14 protein-coding genes are annotated in these 14,739 nt (G+C 59.0%); 10 read left to right on the top strand and 4 right to left on the bottom strand.

The window, feature by feature from the left end; translation table 11 throughout:
* Nucleotides 1-12: 12 nt before the first annotated feature.
* Entirely contained in the window at nucleotides 13-906 is an 894-nt protein-coding gene (argB, locus tag EJI00_RS11625; protein ID WP_093021615.1) for an acetylglutamate kinase, read from the bottom strand.
* A 67-nt stretch (nucleotides 907-973) separates the two neighbouring features.
* Nucleotides 974-2,071 carry a glycosyltransferase family 4 protein gene (locus EJI00_RS11630; protein ID WP_126747620.1) on the bottom strand — a complete coding sequence of 366 codons (1,098 nt, stop codon included), beginning with the start codon at nucleotides 2,069-2,071 and terminating at the stop codon, nucleotides 974-976.
* 45 nt (nucleotides 2,072-2,116) lie between these two features.
* Between EJI00_RS11630 and EJI00_RS11635 the strand changes: the two genes are divergently transcribed.
* Nucleotides 2,117-2,875: a glycosyltransferase family 2 protein gene (locus tag EJI00_RS11635; RefSeq protein WP_126747622.1), complete on the top strand. Its 759-nt coding sequence runs from the start codon at nucleotides 2,117-2,119 to the stop codon at nucleotides 2,873-2,875.
* A 20-nt stretch (nucleotides 2,876-2,895) separates the two neighbouring features.
* Here the strand turns inward: EJI00_RS11635 and EJI00_RS11640 are convergent, their stop codons facing one another.
* The gene (locus EJI00_RS11640) at nucleotides 2,896-3,876 is read right to left on the bottom strand and encodes a glycosyltransferase family 2 protein (protein WP_126747624.1); all 981 of its coding nucleotides are present in this window, start codon (nucleotides 3,874-3,876) and stop codon (nucleotides 2,896-2,898) included.
* A gap of 2 nt (nucleotides 3,877-3,878) precedes the next feature.
* Nucleotides 3,879-5,672: a glycosyltransferase family 2 protein gene (locus EJI00_RS11645; RefSeq protein WP_260590685.1), complete on the bottom strand. Its 1,794-nt coding sequence runs from the start codon at nucleotides 5,670-5,672 to the stop codon at nucleotides 3,879-3,881.
* A gap of 490 nt (nucleotides 5,673-6,162) precedes the next feature.
* Here EJI00_RS11645 and EJI00_RS11650 point away from each other — a divergent pair, with 490 nt between their 5' ends.
* The 9 genes from EJI00_RS11650 (at nucleotide 6,163) to EJI00_RS11690 (ending at nucleotide 14,729) form a co-directional block, all read left to right on the top strand.
* Nucleotides 6,163-6,966, top strand: coding sequence for an ABC transporter permease (locus EJI00_RS11650; protein ID WP_126747625.1), 804 nt, complete (start codon nucleotides 6,163-6,165; stop codon nucleotides 6,964-6,966).
* Between the two features lie 3 nt (nucleotides 6,967-6,969).
* Complete coding sequence (locus EJI00_RS11655) at nucleotides 6,970-7,713, top strand: ABC transporter ATP-binding protein (protein ID WP_126747626.1); 744 nt, start codon at nucleotides 6,970-6,972, stop codon at nucleotides 7,711-7,713.
* 185 nt (nucleotides 7,714-7,898) lie between these two features.
* A complete protein-coding gene (locus EJI00_RS11660) occupies nucleotides 7,899-8,903 on the top strand; it encodes a glycosyltransferase (protein WP_126747628.1) in 1,005 nt (334 codons plus the stop codon).
* Nucleotides 8,900-10,039: an FAD-dependent oxidoreductase gene (locus tag EJI00_RS11665; protein ID WP_126747629.1), complete on the top strand. Its 1,140-nt coding sequence runs from the start codon at nucleotides 8,900-8,902 to the stop codon at nucleotides 10,037-10,039. Before EJI00_RS11660 ends, EJI00_RS11665 begins: the two co-directional genes overlap by 4 nt.
* 20 nt (nucleotides 10,040-10,059) lie before the next feature.
* A complete protein-coding gene (locus EJI00_RS11670) occupies nucleotides 10,060-10,845 on the top strand; it encodes an NAD(P)-dependent oxidoreductase (RefSeq protein WP_126747631.1) in 786 nt (261 codons plus the stop codon).
* Nucleotides 10,842-11,696: a sugar phosphate isomerase/epimerase family protein gene (locus tag EJI00_RS11675; RefSeq protein ID WP_126747632.1), complete on the top strand. Its 855-nt coding sequence runs from the start codon at nucleotides 10,842-10,844 to the stop codon at nucleotides 11,694-11,696. Before EJI00_RS11670 ends, EJI00_RS11675 begins: the two co-directional genes overlap by 4 nt.
* Nucleotides 11,693-12,049 carry a DMT family transporter gene (locus EJI00_RS11680; RefSeq protein WP_126747634.1) on the top strand — a complete coding sequence of 119 codons (357 nt, stop codon included), beginning with the start codon at nucleotides 11,693-11,695 and terminating at the stop codon, nucleotides 12,047-12,049. Before EJI00_RS11675 ends, EJI00_RS11680 begins: the two co-directional genes overlap by 4 nt.
* A 113-nt stretch (nucleotides 12,050-12,162) precedes the next feature.
* Nucleotides 12,163-12,891 (top strand): glycosyltransferase family 2 protein, encoded by a 729-nt coding sequence (locus EJI00_RS11685; RefSeq protein WP_260590686.1) that lies wholly within the window; start codon nucleotides 12,163-12,165, stop codon nucleotides 12,889-12,891.
* A gap of 92 nt (nucleotides 12,892-12,983) precedes the next feature.
* Complete coding sequence (locus tag EJI00_RS11690; RefSeq protein WP_148110633.1) at nucleotides 12,984-14,729, top strand: hypothetical protein; 1,746 nt, start codon at nucleotides 12,984-12,986, stop codon at nucleotides 14,727-14,729.
* The last annotated feature ends 10 nt before the right edge of the window (nucleotides 14,730-14,739 follow it).

A 14,739-nucleotide genomic window follows, 5' to 3' on the forward strand; every position in this document is an offset into this window, starting at 1 on the left:
ATACCGGCTGGTTCAGCGCGCGCGAATCATCGTGCCGTAGGCCTGGTCGGTCAGGATCTCGAGCAGCATGGCGTGCGGCACGCGCCCATCGATGATGTGCACCGCATTCACGCCGCTCTTGGCCGCGTCGAGCGCGCCTTCGATCTTGGGCAGCATGCCGCCCGAGATAGTGCCGTCCGCAAACAGGTCATCGATTTCGCGTGCGCTCAGGTTGGTGAGCAGCTTGCCGTCCTTGTCGAGCACGCCGGGCGTGTTGGTCAGGAGCATGAGCTTCTCGGCCTTGAGCACGGTGGCGAGCTTGCCGGCGACGACGTCGGCATTGATGTTGTAGCTCTCGTTCTCCTCGCCGAAGCCGATGGGGCTGACCACCGGAATGAACGCGTCGTCCTGCAGCGCCTTCACCACGCTGGGGTCGATCGAGACGATGTCGCCGACCTGGCCCACGTCGTGATGCAGGTTGGGGTCGGTGCGATCGGCCATCTTGAGCTTTTGCGCGCGGATCATGCCGCCGTCGCGGCCCGTCAGTCCCACGGCCTTGCCGCCGGCCTGGTTGATGAGGCCCACGATGTCCTGCTGCACTTCGCCGGCCAGCACCCATTCGACCACTTCCATGGTCTCTGCGTCGGTCACGCGCATGCCCTGAATGAAGCTGCCCTTCTTGCCCAGGCGGTTGAGCGCCGCCTCGATCTGCGGGCCGCCGCCGTGCACCACCACCGGGTTCATGCCGACCAGCTTGAGCAGCACCACGTCTTCCGCAAAGTCGGCCTGCAGGGCCGGATCGGTCATGGCATTGCCGCCGTACTTGATGACGATGGTCTTGCCGTGGAACTTGCGGATGTATGGCAGCGCCTGGGCCAATATCTCGGCCTTGTCGCGCGGGGGAATGTTGAGGACAGGATCGGTCATGGGCGGGCAGGCTCCAATACGGTGAGGAGGACGATGAATAGGGGAAATTGTCGCAACAACGAGGCCGTCACGGGCGCAGCCAGCGCGGCACCTTGAATCGCACGATCATCAGGTACGCACCCACATAAGTCGTGACGAACAGCAGGCAAAAGAGCATCAGCACGATGGTGTTGTTCCAGAACAGCACGGCCGGCACCACCGAGAGGGCAGCGAACATCCAAAGATAGGGAGACGTTCTATTGTTGCGGGCGAGCAGTTGCCGGGCCTCGTCGTCCGCGAACGCCACCCGCACGATGCGGCGAAAAATAAGTTGGTGGAAGTGCAGCGCATCGGCCGTGCCGGGCGACTGTCCGCGCGCGAGCTTGCGGTAGATGGAAAACAGCGTTTCCCAGACCGGGTAGATCAGCAGCAGCATCGGGAACCACGGCGAGACGACACGGTGCCTCTGGACGAGCGTGACGCAGGCCACGGCAATCACCATGCCCCACACATAGGCGCCGCCGTCGCCGGCAAAGATCTTGCCGCGCGGGTAGTTCCAGATCAAAAAGCCGACGGTGGCGCCCACCAGGCAAACCATCATCGCCGCGAGTTGGCGGTCGCCCACCTGCAGCGCCACGTGCGAAATAGCAAGGCAGACCAGCACGGCCACGGTACCCGCGAGCCCGTTGTAGCCGTCGATGATGTTGAAGGCATGCGGCAGCCCGCCGATGGCCAGCGCCGCGAATAGCACGGCGCCATAGGGAACCAGCGCCAACCAGCCGTCGACAGCCTCGATGCCGGTGCGCGACAGGCTGAGCCCGAGCATCCAGCAGGCCAGCAAGGCGGAGCCGATGGTGAGCCCCAACCGGTAGCGCACCCTCACGTTCTGCGTCACGTCCTCGACGATGCCGGCGATGACGGCCGGTGCAATGCACAGCAGCGTGAGCATCGACGTCTTGACCGGCCACGACACGTTGAACGGATCGGTTCCGGTGATGCCGGCCGCCAGCCAGGCCACCCCCATGCCGAACATGATGCCGGCGCCGCCGAGCCGGGGCACGTGGCCCTTGTGGAAGCGCTGGGGCATGTCGGTGCCGTAGAGCCGCGCATGCCGGCGCGCCCGGCGCATGAACAGCTGCACCGCGAAGGCAGAGGCAAAAAAACTGATGACGATCAGAGCAATCATGTGTGGGTGTTGGGGAACTCTAGAATTCCCGAGCGAAATTAGACCATGCCAGCGCCCTCCCCCTCCTTTCCCCCCATCACCGTTTCGATCGTCAGCCACGGTCAGCTCACGCTGATAAGGCCGCTGCTCGAGCAGCTGGACCGCTTCAGCGGTGCATCGACCGCCAAGGTCGTGCTCACGCTGAATATCCCCGAACCCGACGACGTGCTGGCGGGCCAGGAATGGGGCTTTCCGGTCGAGCGCATCAAAAACGCCCAGCCCAAGGGCTTTGGCGCCAACCACAACCACGCGTTCCAGCACTGCGAAACGCCATGGTTCCTGGTGCTCAACCCGGACATCCGCTTCGACGGCGACGTGCTGGCGCCGCTGATTGCACAGGCAGCACCCGATGCCGGCCTGCTGACGCCGCGCATCCTGGAGCCGGGCAAGAACACCCCTGAGCAGCATCGCGAGATCATCACGCCGCTCGAAATCGTGACCCGCCGGAGGCCAAGCTATGAGCGCCCGGCGGTACCAGCCTGGATCCCGGGCCTGTTCATGCTGTTTCGAAGCAGCGCCTACCGCCAGATCGGCGGCTTCGACGAGCGCTTCTTCATGTACGGCGAAGACTTCGACATCTGCGCCCGGACCCAACTGGCGGGCTGGAAGCTGCAGGTGGGAGAAGACCTGCTGGCGCGCCACGAGGCCCAGCGTGCCAGCCGCAGCAGCAAAAAGCACCTGTACTGGCACGTGACCAGCTTGTTGAAGGTGTGGACTTCGGGTGCCTTCTGGCGGTACAGGCGGCTCAAGGCGGGCATCCGCTAAGCAAGGTCCCTCTAGCCGAGCTACCCGCGCTCGAGCAGGTCCTGCGCCACCGCGTGCCAGCCGCGCCCGAAGCGGTCATAGCGCCCGCGAGCGGCCTCCAGCACTACCGGACCGAGGCGCGCGATTCTTGAGCGAGGCAACTCGGCCCTGAAGCGCTGGTGCGCCACCTTGGCACGCTGGGCCTCGATGTACTTGGTTTGCACCTTCGCGCCGAGAGAGTTCAACCGCTCCAGCAGCGCTTCCGCCCTGCGCAGGCGCGCCCAATGCTTGTCGCCGCGCTCTACGAAAGCCTTGCCGATCTTTTCGGAGAGCGTCGGCCGACGTGCGCCGATCTGGTTGCTTGCATGCTGCCGGTAGTCGATGAGCGGCTCCGCCAGCACATCGACACGGCCCGTGGCCGCGGCCACCGCGCCGAGCCACTCGTCGTGCACCCAGCCTTCGGGAAACGGCAGCGCAGGTGCTAGCAGCGACTTGCGGAACATGGCGGTGGCGCCGGTCACCAGATTGCGCCGCAGCAGCACATCGAAGGCATTTCCATCGGCAATGGCCGCCAATTCAGCAGGGCACACTTCCAATGCGTGAAAAAGCGAAGTGCCGAGCGGCATGAGCTCGGCGTCGACCAGGCGGGCATCGGTGTGCAGCAGCAGCAGTTCGGGTGCGGCTTCGAAGCGGGCCGCCATGCGGGCCAGCCGGCCGGGGTGCCACACGTCGTCCTGGTCGCTGAGCGCGATCAGTTCGTGGGCGCATGCCCGCACCGCCTGCTCGAAATTGCGCGTCACGCCCAGTGCCGGCGAATTCTGAAGGACGACGAGTTCGACACGCTCGGCAACGCCGCAGGCTGCCAACGTGTTGCGCACGGTAGCGATGGTTTCGTCCGTCGAGCCGTCGTCGGAAAGCACGATCTGGCTCGGCAGCCTGTCCTGCGCACAGATGCTGCGCACCTGCGCCGCCACGAAGCGCGCGCCATTGCGCGTGCAAAGCGCGACCGAAATTCCCAGCATCGTCAAACCGGTGCCAGGCGTGGCGGCCAGGCGTAGCTGAAGTCTTCGCGGGCGAGCATCAGGTTCGGGCTGTAGGCGGGGTCATTCTTTAGCAACTCGCCCCAGCGTTGCTGCATGTAGGCGGCATCTTCCTGGAACTGGTCCTTTCTCTGCTGGGAGGCATTCTTGGACTGCATAGCGGATTCGTGCAGGAACAGCTCCGCATGGGGTGTCCACAGGTTTCGCAAGCCCGAAGCGCGCAAGCGGAGGCAGAAGTCGACGTCGCTGAAAAACTCCTTCGGATGCACCTCATCGAACCCGCCAACCTGTTCATAGTGGCTTTTCTGGATCACCAGACACTCGGCCGAGACGGCCGAGAACGATTGGATCAGCGCAGCGCGCCCGCCGTAGCCGGGCCTTCCCGCGGGCATTCCGCGATGCGGATGGGTTGCGATGTCCCTCGTGTCAAGAATCAGCCCCGCATGCTGAAGCGTCTTATCGGGGTACCAGAGCCTGGCGCCGACAGCGCCGACGCCGGGCTGCAGTGCGAGGCTCACCATCTCGCCCAGCCAGTCGGGTGAAATGACTTCGGCGTCGTGGTTGAGCAATGCGATCACATCGCCTTGCGCGATGGCTGCCGCACCGTTGTTCAGCGCTGAATAACTGGAACTCCGCTCGTCGCGCGACACACGAATGTTCGGGTGGTCCGCAGCAACGGCCTTCAACCAGGCCAGTGTCGCGGGGTCGTCAGAACCGTTGTCGACAATGATGATCTCGTAGCGCGAGTAGCTTGTCTTCTGCAAGATGGAGCCGACGCACTGGCGCACTCGAGGCAGCGCGTTGCGCGTGGGAATGATCAACGAAACCAGGGGCAAGACATCGGGCAAGGCGTAATGCACCCGGTAGCCGAAATCCAGATGTTCGGCCGTGGCGCGCACTCCCGTGCGCACAAAATGTTCGTTCAGCGCCCGCTCGCCCGCAATAGCCGCATAGGGCTTGGCCGTCATCGAACGGGCCGTACTTTCGGCATGCACGCGCCAGTGATAAAGCACGCGGGGGATGTGTTGAATCTGTTCCGGCTCCACGCGCTCCATGCAGCGCAGCACCAGGTCCCAGTCCTGCGAACCTTCGAGCCCCGCGCGAAAATCGCCAACCGAGCGCATGAGCTCGGTGGACAGCACGCCGAGGTGGCTGAACATGTTCTGCGAGCGAAAGAGATCGACGTTCCAGTCCGACTTGAAATACGGCCCGAAGCGATGACCACCTTCGTCGACCTTGTCTTCGTCCGAGTAGATCAGCTGCACGCCAGGGTGCTCGGCAATGCAATCGGCCACCCAGAACAATGCATGGGCCGGCAGCAGGTCGTCGTGGTCCATGAGCGCCACCCAAGGTCCGACGGCCAGTTCCAGCGCGCTGTTCGAAGCCGCAGAGATATGGCCGTTTTCAGACCGGAACACCACCTTGATGCGGGGATCTGTTTCGCTGTACGACTTGAGGACCTCGCGCACCTCCGCCGAAGGCGAAGCGTCGTCGGCAATGCACAGCTCCCAATGCGGGTAGAGCTGCCCACGAACCGACTCGATGGCTTCGCGAAGCCACGCCGGGTTGGGGTTGTAGGTCGGCATCAGCACGGAGATCAGTGGGCGGTCTTTCATCGCCGCCACGCGCTGCGCGATCTTTTCGCGTAGTTCAGGCGTGAGCGTGTCGTAGCGCCGTACCCACTTGGAATAATCGTTGTAGCCACCAAGGCGCCGGCGCAACTCCCATCGAATACCGCGCCAACCCGACTTCTGGAACAACTTCCAGGCCCGCTGCATGCGCCTCACCACCCTGAACCTCGCCAAAGTGCGTCCAAGCCAAGACCGAGCCGATCAAGAGATTTCATATTGCGTGCCCGAAGAAACGGAGTCGGGCTTGTGAGGAATACTGGAACAGGTAAGCGAGGCTAGGGAGGGAATCACCCCACCAGGCACGCGGGCGGCGGACGATTATCTTCGGAACTCTTCGAGGCAAGTGGCGGGACTTGCAGCTGCCATGCCAAGAAGCACACAAGAGCTACCCGTAAAATCGCTCGATCACCACTGGCGGCCCAGCGCAGAGCACTGGACTGTTGGCGCGTGCGGCGCCTTTGCAAACCGACGGTGCCAGGGAATAAAGCTGCGTCTGGCAATATTGCGCCATACCCATTGAAGAGAAATAAAGCTTGACCAACATCGGCAACGAAAAACTGGTGCTCATCGCAATCCAGTGTGACGAATATCTCGGTGGCGACTATATCGCCGGCCTGGCAGACACTTTCGGAAGCGTATGAGCCAAATTCACTCCAATTTACATCGAAATGCCTGGGCTGATTGGTGGGAAGGCACCCGCCGCACAGACATCTGGTGGACGCTTGCGTGGTTCGACATTGTGCTGCGCTACCGCCGCTCGATGCTCGGCCCTCTATGGCTCACGCTGAGCATGGGGGCGATGATCGGCGGCATGGGGCCCCTTTATAGCTCGCTGTTTGGTACAGAACTCTCCAAGTTCTTTCCCCACCTTGCGCTGGGAATCATCTTCTGGGGCTTTTTCTCCAGCGTGGTGACGGAGTCGTGCAATGCCTTTGTGGGCTCTTCCAATTACCTCAAGCAGGGCTATTTTCCAATCAGCTTGTTCGTCTGGCGAAGCATCGCCAGAAATCTGATTCAATTTGCACACCAGATCGTCCTCTACGTTCCAGTGGCGCTTTGGGCGGGAATCTCTCTTTCAGCGTCTGCGCTGCTGATCATTCCAGCAATGGCCATCGCCATCATCAATGCCCATGCACTTGGACTGCTGCTCGGCCTCGTCTGCACCCGATTCCGGGACGTGACGCAGATCGTCAGCAGCGTGATGCAGATGCTGATGTTTCTGACGCCTGTGTTCTGGCTCCCTGAGAGTCTGCCCGACCGCGCCAAGTACATCCTCTGGAATCCGTTTGCCCAGATGCTCGACTTGCTGCGGACTCCCTTGATGGGAGGAGTCGCCACCTCCCACAGCTGGCTGGGCATTCTGGGGTGGACTGCTTTGACGCTCGTCGCCTCCATGCTCCTGTTCTCGAAATACCGTCGACGTGTCGTCTACTGGCTCTGATACATGGCTTCCATTTCACTTAAAAACGTTGCTGTCAATTTCCCCATCTACGGTGCCGGGGCTGCGTCCTTGAAAAAGACATTGGCGGCATCCGTTACCGGTGGCAGGTTTGGAAAGGAAACCGGCGTCACCGTCGTTCAAGCGCTGAGCGACATCAATCTCGAGTTGAAAAGCGGCGACCGGCTGGGGCTGATCGGGCACAACGGCGCGGGCAAATCTACCCTGCTACGCACGTTGGCGGGCGTCTACGAGCCGTCCGCCGGCGAGTTTCGGCGCGAAGGCACCGTATCGAGCCTGATCGACCCATCCCTTGGCATCGAGCCCGATGCAACGGGCGTCGAGAACATCATGCTGCGCGGCCTGGTCATGGGGCTGAGCAAGAAGGAAATCGACCGACTGACGCCTGAAATCTGCGAGTTCAGCGGACTTGGGCAGTATGTCAACATGCCGGTCCGCACTTATTCGACCGGCATGATGATGCGGCTTGCTTTTTCGATCTCTACCAGCGTGGAAGCGGACATCCTTCTCATGGACGAATGGCTCTCCGTCGGTGACGCCGAATTCACCGAAAAGGCCGAGAAGCGAATGCGGGACGTGGTCTCGAAGTCGGGCATTCTGGTGCTTGCCTCCCACTCGCCCGCGCTAATCGCGAAGGAATGCAACATGGTAGTCAAGCTGAGCCACGGCCGGTTGGACCCTCACGATATCTCTCTCTTGGAAACTGCGGTAGTCGACGATCGGCCGTAGTCGCTTTCACAGACGCGCTCCGCAAGCAGCGCTATGCCGAGTGAGGATGCTCCGTTGCGCAGTTTATCTGCGGCGAACTGCAGCTTGGCGCTAACAGGAAGGTTAGTTCACTTAGGTGCTGGCCTAGAATCGGCTTTTCGATTCATACACAGTGTGTTGCTCGCTGACGCACACTCCTTGGCGCAATGCCCCGTTTTCCAGTTTTCCTGTCAGCAGTTTTAGTACTTCGCAATCGGGCTGCCGACGTAGAGGCAATCCTGCACGAGGCTACAGCTCGACTAGGTGAAGCAGCGAGCGACTATGAGCTCATAGTGATCGACAACGCTTCCACGGATGAAAGTGTTCAGGTCATCAAGCGACTCACCCAAGAAGATGGATTGCCGAATCTTCAGGTGTTTGCGCTGACAAAAGAGGTTGACTCCGACACTGCCGCTTGGATAGGGCTGGAGAACGCGCTGGGTGACTTCATCGGCGTGGTTGACCCATTGCTTGATGACGTCTCAATGATGAGCGCCATGCTCGAAAAAGCTACTGACGGCATCGACGTTGTTTTCGCTCGAAATACACAGCAGCCCGCGCGGAGTTTCGCCTACCGCGGCGCTAATGCGATCTTCAACTGGTTGTACAAGTCGTTTCACGGAATTCATCTCGCCAGCGAAGCCCCTCAATATCGAATGCTCAGTCGGCGCGTAGTGAATTTCATCCTTCAACATCCACATCCTGCAATTACATATCGGCACTTGTCGTTAAGCGGAGGCTTTGCTCGCACCACTTTGAACTACAGTTCAAGACCTCAGTGCGGACAGCGCAAGGAGCTGAGGGACAGCATCGACAGAGGGATGCGACTGCTGGTGTCGACGACCCGAGCACCTATGCGGCTCGTTACTTCGATGTCCTTGCTGGGCGCCGCAGCGAATCTGTTGTATTCGATGTATGTCTTAGCCGTTTGGCTGCTCAAGCCCGATGTCGCGCCGGGCTGGGTCAGTTTGTCTTTGCAGCAATCCGGGATGTTCTTTCTTATCTCGATGGTGCTCCTCGTATTGGGGGAGTACATCCTGCACATGGCAAGGCTTTCGAGCGAGGGCCCAGCCTATCATGTCGCACAGGAGTTCACTAGCGCCCGCATAATCCGCAAGGAGAAGCTGAACATCGAAATTGCCTCAGCCACATCCGGCCCGCGACAGGAATGAACAGTTCGGGCGATATCTACGACGCAATCGTAGTGGGTGGAGGCTTTTACGGAGTGAACATTGCGGTACACCTTCGTCGTCAGCGAGGGTTGAACCGGGTTCTCATTATTGAACGCGAGCCGACAATCCTGAGTCGAGCCTCACGACGCAATCAAGCGCGGGTTCACAACGGCTATCACTATCCGCGCAGTCTTACCACTGCATTTCGCAGCCGTGTGAATCTACCCCGTTTCGTTAATGATTGGCCAGACTCAATTTGCAGCGAGTTTGACAAGGTATATGCAATCGCGCGCCAGCATTCAAAAGTCACGACACGCCAGTTCGAACGCTTTTGCCGAGAAATCGGCGCCTCTATCCAACCTGCTCCAGCCTCTCTTTCCCGCCTCTTTGATCCGCGCCTCATCGAAGCGACATATCTAGTACAGGAATATGCCTTCAACGTTAATCGCCTTCACGCTTGGGCCGTTCGACAATTGCACGACCTCGATATCGAACTCGTGACGAGTGCGCAGGCGCAAAAGATTTTTAGAAATACAGCCGGACGCCTGACAATTGCCTTGGATCATTCCGCATCAGGAGCATCAGAAGTCACGTCCAAACTTGTATTCAATTGTACTTACAGCGGGCTGAATCAGCTCGGCGGAGACTTTCCAGCATTGAAGCTCCCGTTGAAGCAGGAGATTACGGAAATGGCCCTGATGCAAATGCCTCCAGAGCTTGCTCAAGTAGGGGTTACGGTGATGGACGGTCCGTTTTTCTCTACCATGCCCTACCCTTCGCGGGGATTGCACACGCTTTCGCATGTGCGCTTCACACCGCATCTGCATTGGATTGACACGGTCGAAGTGAATCCGTATGCACGCTTGGACGCGTACAAAGGCCAAACGAGGGTAGACAGAATGGTACGCGACGTTGCCCGCTATATGCCGTCCATCAGAGGAGCGCAGTACGTGGAGTCGATCTTCGAAATTAAAACCGTTTTGACCAAGAGCGAAGGGGATGACGGCCGCCCCATCGTGTTCGAAAAACATTCGTCGCTGCCAGGTTGCTATTCAGTTCTCGGGGGCAAGCTCGACAACATCTATGACATCCTTGAAAAGCTAGACGACGAGTTGAGCAAATACAACGCCTGTTGAAGGCCCTACACACTCATTCCATGAAAGCACTTATCGGGCACAGCGGATTTGTTGGCAACACCTTGATGCGGCAGGCGAACTTTGACGCCTTTTACCGTTCGACCAATATCGAGGATATTGAAGACAAGGAGTTCGACTTGGTGATTTGCGCCGGAGCCCCAGCGCAAAAATGGATTGCCAATCGCAATCCATCGGAAGACAGGACCAAGATCGAGAAATTGATCTCGCATCTCAGCAAGATCAAGTGCGCAAGTTTTGTACTCATCAGCACCGTCGATGTTTTTGTTACTCCATCGGAGGTAACGGAACATTCACCGGTGCCCGAACACGAACTAGGTGCGTATGGGCTGCATCGCCGCTTGCTGGAAAAATTTGTAGCGGCTCAATTCAGCAATCACTTGGTCGTACGACTGCCAGGACTGGTAGGGCCGGGGTTGCGCAAAAATGCGATCTTCGACCGGCTCAACGACAACAACGTGGATGCGATCGACGGTCGCAGCGTCTTTCAGTTTTACCCAATGGTCAACCTATGGCATGACCTGAGGCTCGCCCAAGCTGCGAAATTGCGGCTCGTGCATCTGACCGCTGCACCACTTCGGATTGCAGATGCTTTTGAGCAAGGCTTCGGCACCCCTTTCGATCATGTCGGCAGCGGTGAACCAGCGCGGTACGACATGCGGACCGTACATGCAGATCTATTCGGAGGCACAGGAGACTATCAGTACAGTGCGCGTGAAAGCATTCAGGCTATTCGCGCTTATGCGCAGTCCGAGCCCAAGACCCTGTACACCAAGGACGAGGCATGAGACTCTCCATATCCAACATTGCCTGGGATCCTGCCGAGGACGAGGCCGTTCTTGCATTGCTTAAAGCGCACGCTGTCGACGCCATCGATGTAGCTCCGAGCAAGTACTTCCCTGATCCGATGCATGCCAGTGACAGTGAGATCGCTCGCGTACGTCGCTGGTGGAATGATCGCGGCGTGGAGCTTGTCGGTATGCAATCGCTGTTGTTCGGAACAAGCGGCCTGAACATGTTCGGGTCCGACCAGTCCCAGAAAGCCATGCTTTCGCGACTGGCGGCGGTCGCACGCATCGGAGCGGGACTCGGCGCAACGCGGCTTGTTTTCGGTTCACCGCGCAACCGCGATCGCTCCGGGCTCACGGATCAACAGACCCTTGAGACTGCCATTCGTTTTTTTCGGTGCTTGGGAGATGTTGCCGCAGACTCGGGGGTGACGATATGTTTGGAGCCCAATCCAATACGCTACGGAGCAAACTTCATGACCTCCACTGAAGAAACGGCCCGCGTGGTCACCGAGGTCGGCCATGCAAACGTGCGCATGCAATTGGATACTGGCGCGATTACCGTCAATGCCGAAGACGTCGACCAAGTGATCAGGCAACATGCCGACCTGATTGCGCACGTGCACGCGAGTGAACCGGATTTGAAAACCCTTGGAGACGGGACAACGCCTCACCAGCGCGTCCACGACGCTCTCTGCAAACATCTGCCGGATCGTATTGTGACCATCGAGATGCTCGCTTCCGAAAGTGAGCCCCATCTGAGCTCGATCGGACGCGCCCTAGAGACTGCCATTTCTGCATATCGAACCCCTGGCGTCCCCAGACGCTCGCCGCTCGACGCCCACCGATGAAGTGGGTCATTCTTTTGCTCGGTATCGCGGCCAACGCTTCGGCGAGCGTGATGGTTAAGCTCGCCATGCAGCCCCCGCGCCGGTTTCCGTCCTTGTCGACGCCACTGGCCGCGCTGTCCAATTGGCCGTTCTGGCTCGGACTGGGACTGTATGGCATTGCATTTGTTCTATATGCGTCTTCGTTGTCGAGGCTGCCACTGAATGTGGCCCACCCGACACTGACCACCGGGTCCGTCGCTGCAGTGGCGCTCTGCTCCGTATTCATCTTTCGCGAGCCGATGAGTTTGACGACGCTGGTCGGTATCGCGCTGGTGGTTGCGGGTGTCGCGCTTATTACGACCCAAGTGCGTTGATGTCCTCTGAATCTATGCAGTCCGATCCAACCAAACCGCATCCCGCTCCTTCTCAATGGCAAGTTCCATCCTATGACGTGCCGCTTTGGCATGGAAGGAGTCAAAGTGCATGCGTGATCATCCCCGTCATCAACGAGGGCGAGCGGATCGCTCGTTTGTTGGCCAGAATGAGCAAGCTGGGTATCGCCCGGAGAGCGGATATCCTGATCATCGATGGCGGCAGCAAGGACGGCTCACTGGAGCCAGCGTTGCTAAGCGAGCATCGTATTCGAGCCTTGCTGGTGAAAACTGGCCCCGGAAAACTCAGTGCTCAATTACGCTGCGCCTATGCGTTTGCCTTGTCGGAAGGATACGATCATCTTGTCACGATCGACGGCAACGACAAAGATGATCCCGAGGCCATCGAGCGCTTCATCGGTGCGTTGGAAAATGGCTCTGATTTCGTACAGGCGTCTCGATTCGTGACCGGAGGCCAAGCGGAGAACACGCCCAAATCACGCGACCTCGCGATTCGCCTCATCCATGCGCCTTTGCTGAGCTTGTCGTCCGGATTCCACTGGACGGACACCACGCAGGGATTCCGCGGCTACAGCCGGCGCATGTTGCAGGACTCAAGATTGGCCGTCTTCCGAGACGTATTCAGCGGATACGAACTCCTCGCGTATCTTTCGCACAGAGCGCCCAAACTAGGCTTTCGCTGCGTCGAGCTTCCCACCATCCGGCGCTATCCGACAGGCGAAACGCCTACAAAAATTACCGCAATCAGAGGCAATCTGACCGTACTTAGCGTCCTATTCAAGGCGTGTCTAGGTTGCTACGACACTTCGGCATCTTCTCCATGAAAGCGTGCGGGACACGGCGGCCACTTGTGTGGGGAGCATTGGCCTCTGTGCTCGGCTACGCGTTGACGGCAGTAGCGTTCTATCCGGGATTCATGTCCGCAGACTCGCTAGCGCAGTACGAGTCGTCCAAGACGTTGAAATTCACGGATTGGCACCCGCCCGTGATGGGCTGGGTCTGGTCACTATTCAATACCCTGTCCGACGGACCGCAAGGCATGCTTCTTTGGCAACTTGGTCTGCTATGGATCGCGCTTTTTCTTTGGTATTCGAGCCTGCTTCCCGCCTCCCGGGGCGCATGGGCGCTATTAGCCGTGGGATTGTTGCCTTGGGTGCTCAACTTTGCAGGCGTCATCTGGAAAGATGTAGGAATGGCCTTCGCACTTGCCCTGGCAGTGGCGCTTGGCTTATCAACCACGAGATTCGTGACCGTGTCCACGAGCGTTTTCATGCTCTTCTATGCGCTGAGTCTGCGTTACAACGCGTTGTTCGCGCTGCCTCCTCTCCTGATCTTCCTATGGAGCCGCTGGAGACCCGATGCGAAGGCTTGGCAAACCATCGCGATCTCGATGCTGACACTTGCAGCCATGCTCCTTGCAACCAATGTGGTGAACTACAGCGTGCTGAAGGCAGAGAAGACCTCTCCATCAAGCTACATGATGGTAGATGACTTATTTCATCTGTCGCTGCGCGAAGGCAGGAGTCTCATGCCCGGGATTTCGTTCTCGAACATCCAGCATTGCGCAGGGCGTGTCATTGGTCAGAATCGTTTGGTTGGACGTTCTTTCTGCTTGGCGGAGGGGCGCAACTTTTCGAACAGGAACCCGCTGAACACGCCAGAGTTGAGCAAGATCTGGCTGGATGCCGTCGCTTCCCATCCTTTGCGCTATCTTCAATTCAGGACGGCTGCATTTGTCTACTTGCTGCGCACAGCGCAGGACTCTCCCTATTACATCTGGCATCCAGGCATCGATGCCAATTCTTTAGGCTTGGCGCAGACTAACAACACGCTGACAAGGGTCGTGCACTGGTGGGTCGATGCATCGGCAAGACTGGCCCCCCTGCTGTTCAAGCCTTTCATCTGGTTCGTTCTAGGAATCGCGGTGCTGACTGCGAGCTTGGTTCAGGCACGAGGCAAGAATTCGAACGCGGCGCTCGCGTTGAGTTCTTCTGCCTTGCTATACATCCTTGGCTACATTCCGGCTACACCGATGGCGGACTTTCGATACGTTTACTGGAGCGTCTTGGCGATTTCGCTGGCGGCCGTTCTCGTGTTGATTGGCTGGGGAAAGCCTGCCGCCCCCTCTTGGCGACTGCGGCCGTGGTTGCTCGCGATACCGATATCGCTTTGCGTGGCTCTTGTTGCCCTCTACATGAACGCGCAAAACGCTTTCGATCTCAAGATCGACCGGCAGCTTTGGAGTCAGTTCCGTGACCACAGCATTCCGGTGAGCGGTACACCACGACTCGTTGGCTTTGCTCCGGCCTCGGATGGGTTATACCGAATTACGGGCCCTGACCCGCACTTGATCTACGACCTTCATACGCAAGTTGTTGCATCAAAAGATGTGGACTACTTAGCCTTTGATTTTCACTGCGAGGGACAGCGAGCGATTCCCTCGGTTCAGCTTTTCTGGTGGAACGACAATCAGCCTGCAGCTCGAGAAGAGCAGAGCACCACGTTCACTCCCGCATCGGGGATGAACGTAATTTCCACGAGATTCCTTAGGGGCTGGGCCGATGTCGGCCGCCTTGCTCATCTCCGCGTCGATCTCGATCCGAACGACGCCTGCGCGTTCTTACGAATCGGGGTTGTGCACTGGGTTCCGCGCTCACCTTGACCGTGCGCGC

The sequence above is a fragment of the Variovorax sp. DXTD-1 genome (assembly GCF_003984625.1).
Taxonomy (GTDB): Bacteria; Pseudomonadota; Gammaproteobacteria; order Burkholderiales; family Burkholderiaceae_C; genus Variovorax.

Bases quoted from the DNA above. Each gene is read 5' to 3' on its own strand.
- EJI00_RS11645 (WP_260590685.1), bottom strand. From the start codon at position 5,672: ATGCAGCGGGCCTGGAAGTTGTTCCAGAAGTCGGGTTGGCGCGGTATT.
- EJI00_RS11630 (WP_126747620.1), bottom strand. From the start codon at position 2,071: ATGATTGCTCTGATCGTCATCAGTTTTTTTGCCTCTGCCTTCGCGGTG.
- EJI00_RS11680 (WP_126747634.1), top strand. From the start codon at position 11,693: ATGAAGTGGGTCATTCTTTTGCTCGGTATCGCGGCCAACGCTTCGGCG.
- EJI00_RS11665 (WP_126747629.1), top strand. From the start codon at position 8,900: ATGAACAGTTCGGGCGATATCTACGACGCAATCGTAGTGGGTGGAGGC.
- EJI00_RS11635 (WP_126747622.1), top strand. From the start codon at position 2,117: ATGCCAGCGCCCTCCCCCTCCTTTCCCCCCATCACCGTTTCGATCGTC.
- EJI00_RS11655 (WP_126747626.1), top strand. From the start codon at position 6,970: ATGGCTTCCATTTCACTTAAAAACGTTGCTGTCAATTTCCCCATCTAC.
- EJI00_RS11640 (WP_126747624.1), bottom strand. From the start codon at position 3,876: ATGCTGGGAATTTCGGTCGCGCTTTGCACGCGCAATGGCGCGCGCTTC.
- argB (WP_093021615.1), bottom strand. From the start codon at position 906: ATGACCGATCCTGTCCTCAACATTCCCCCGCGCGACAAGGCCGAGATA.
- EJI00_RS11675 (WP_126747632.1), top strand. From the start codon at position 10,842: ATGAGACTCTCCATATCCAACATTGCCTGGGATCCTGCCGAGGACGAG.
- EJI00_RS11670 (WP_126747631.1), top strand. From the start codon at position 10,060: ATGAAAGCACTTATCGGGCACAGCGGATTTGTTGGCAACACCTTGATG.
- EJI00_RS11660 (WP_126747628.1), top strand. From the start codon at position 7,899: ATGCCCCGTTTTCCAGTTTTCCTGTCAGCAGTTTTAGTACTTCGCAAT.
- EJI00_RS11650 (WP_126747625.1), top strand. From the start codon at position 6,163: ATGAGCCAAATTCACTCCAATTTACATCGAAATGCCTGGGCTGATTGG.
- EJI00_RS11690 (WP_148110633.1), top strand. From the start codon at position 12,984: ATGTCCGCAGACTCGCTAGCGCAGTACGAGTCGTCCAAGACGTTGAAA.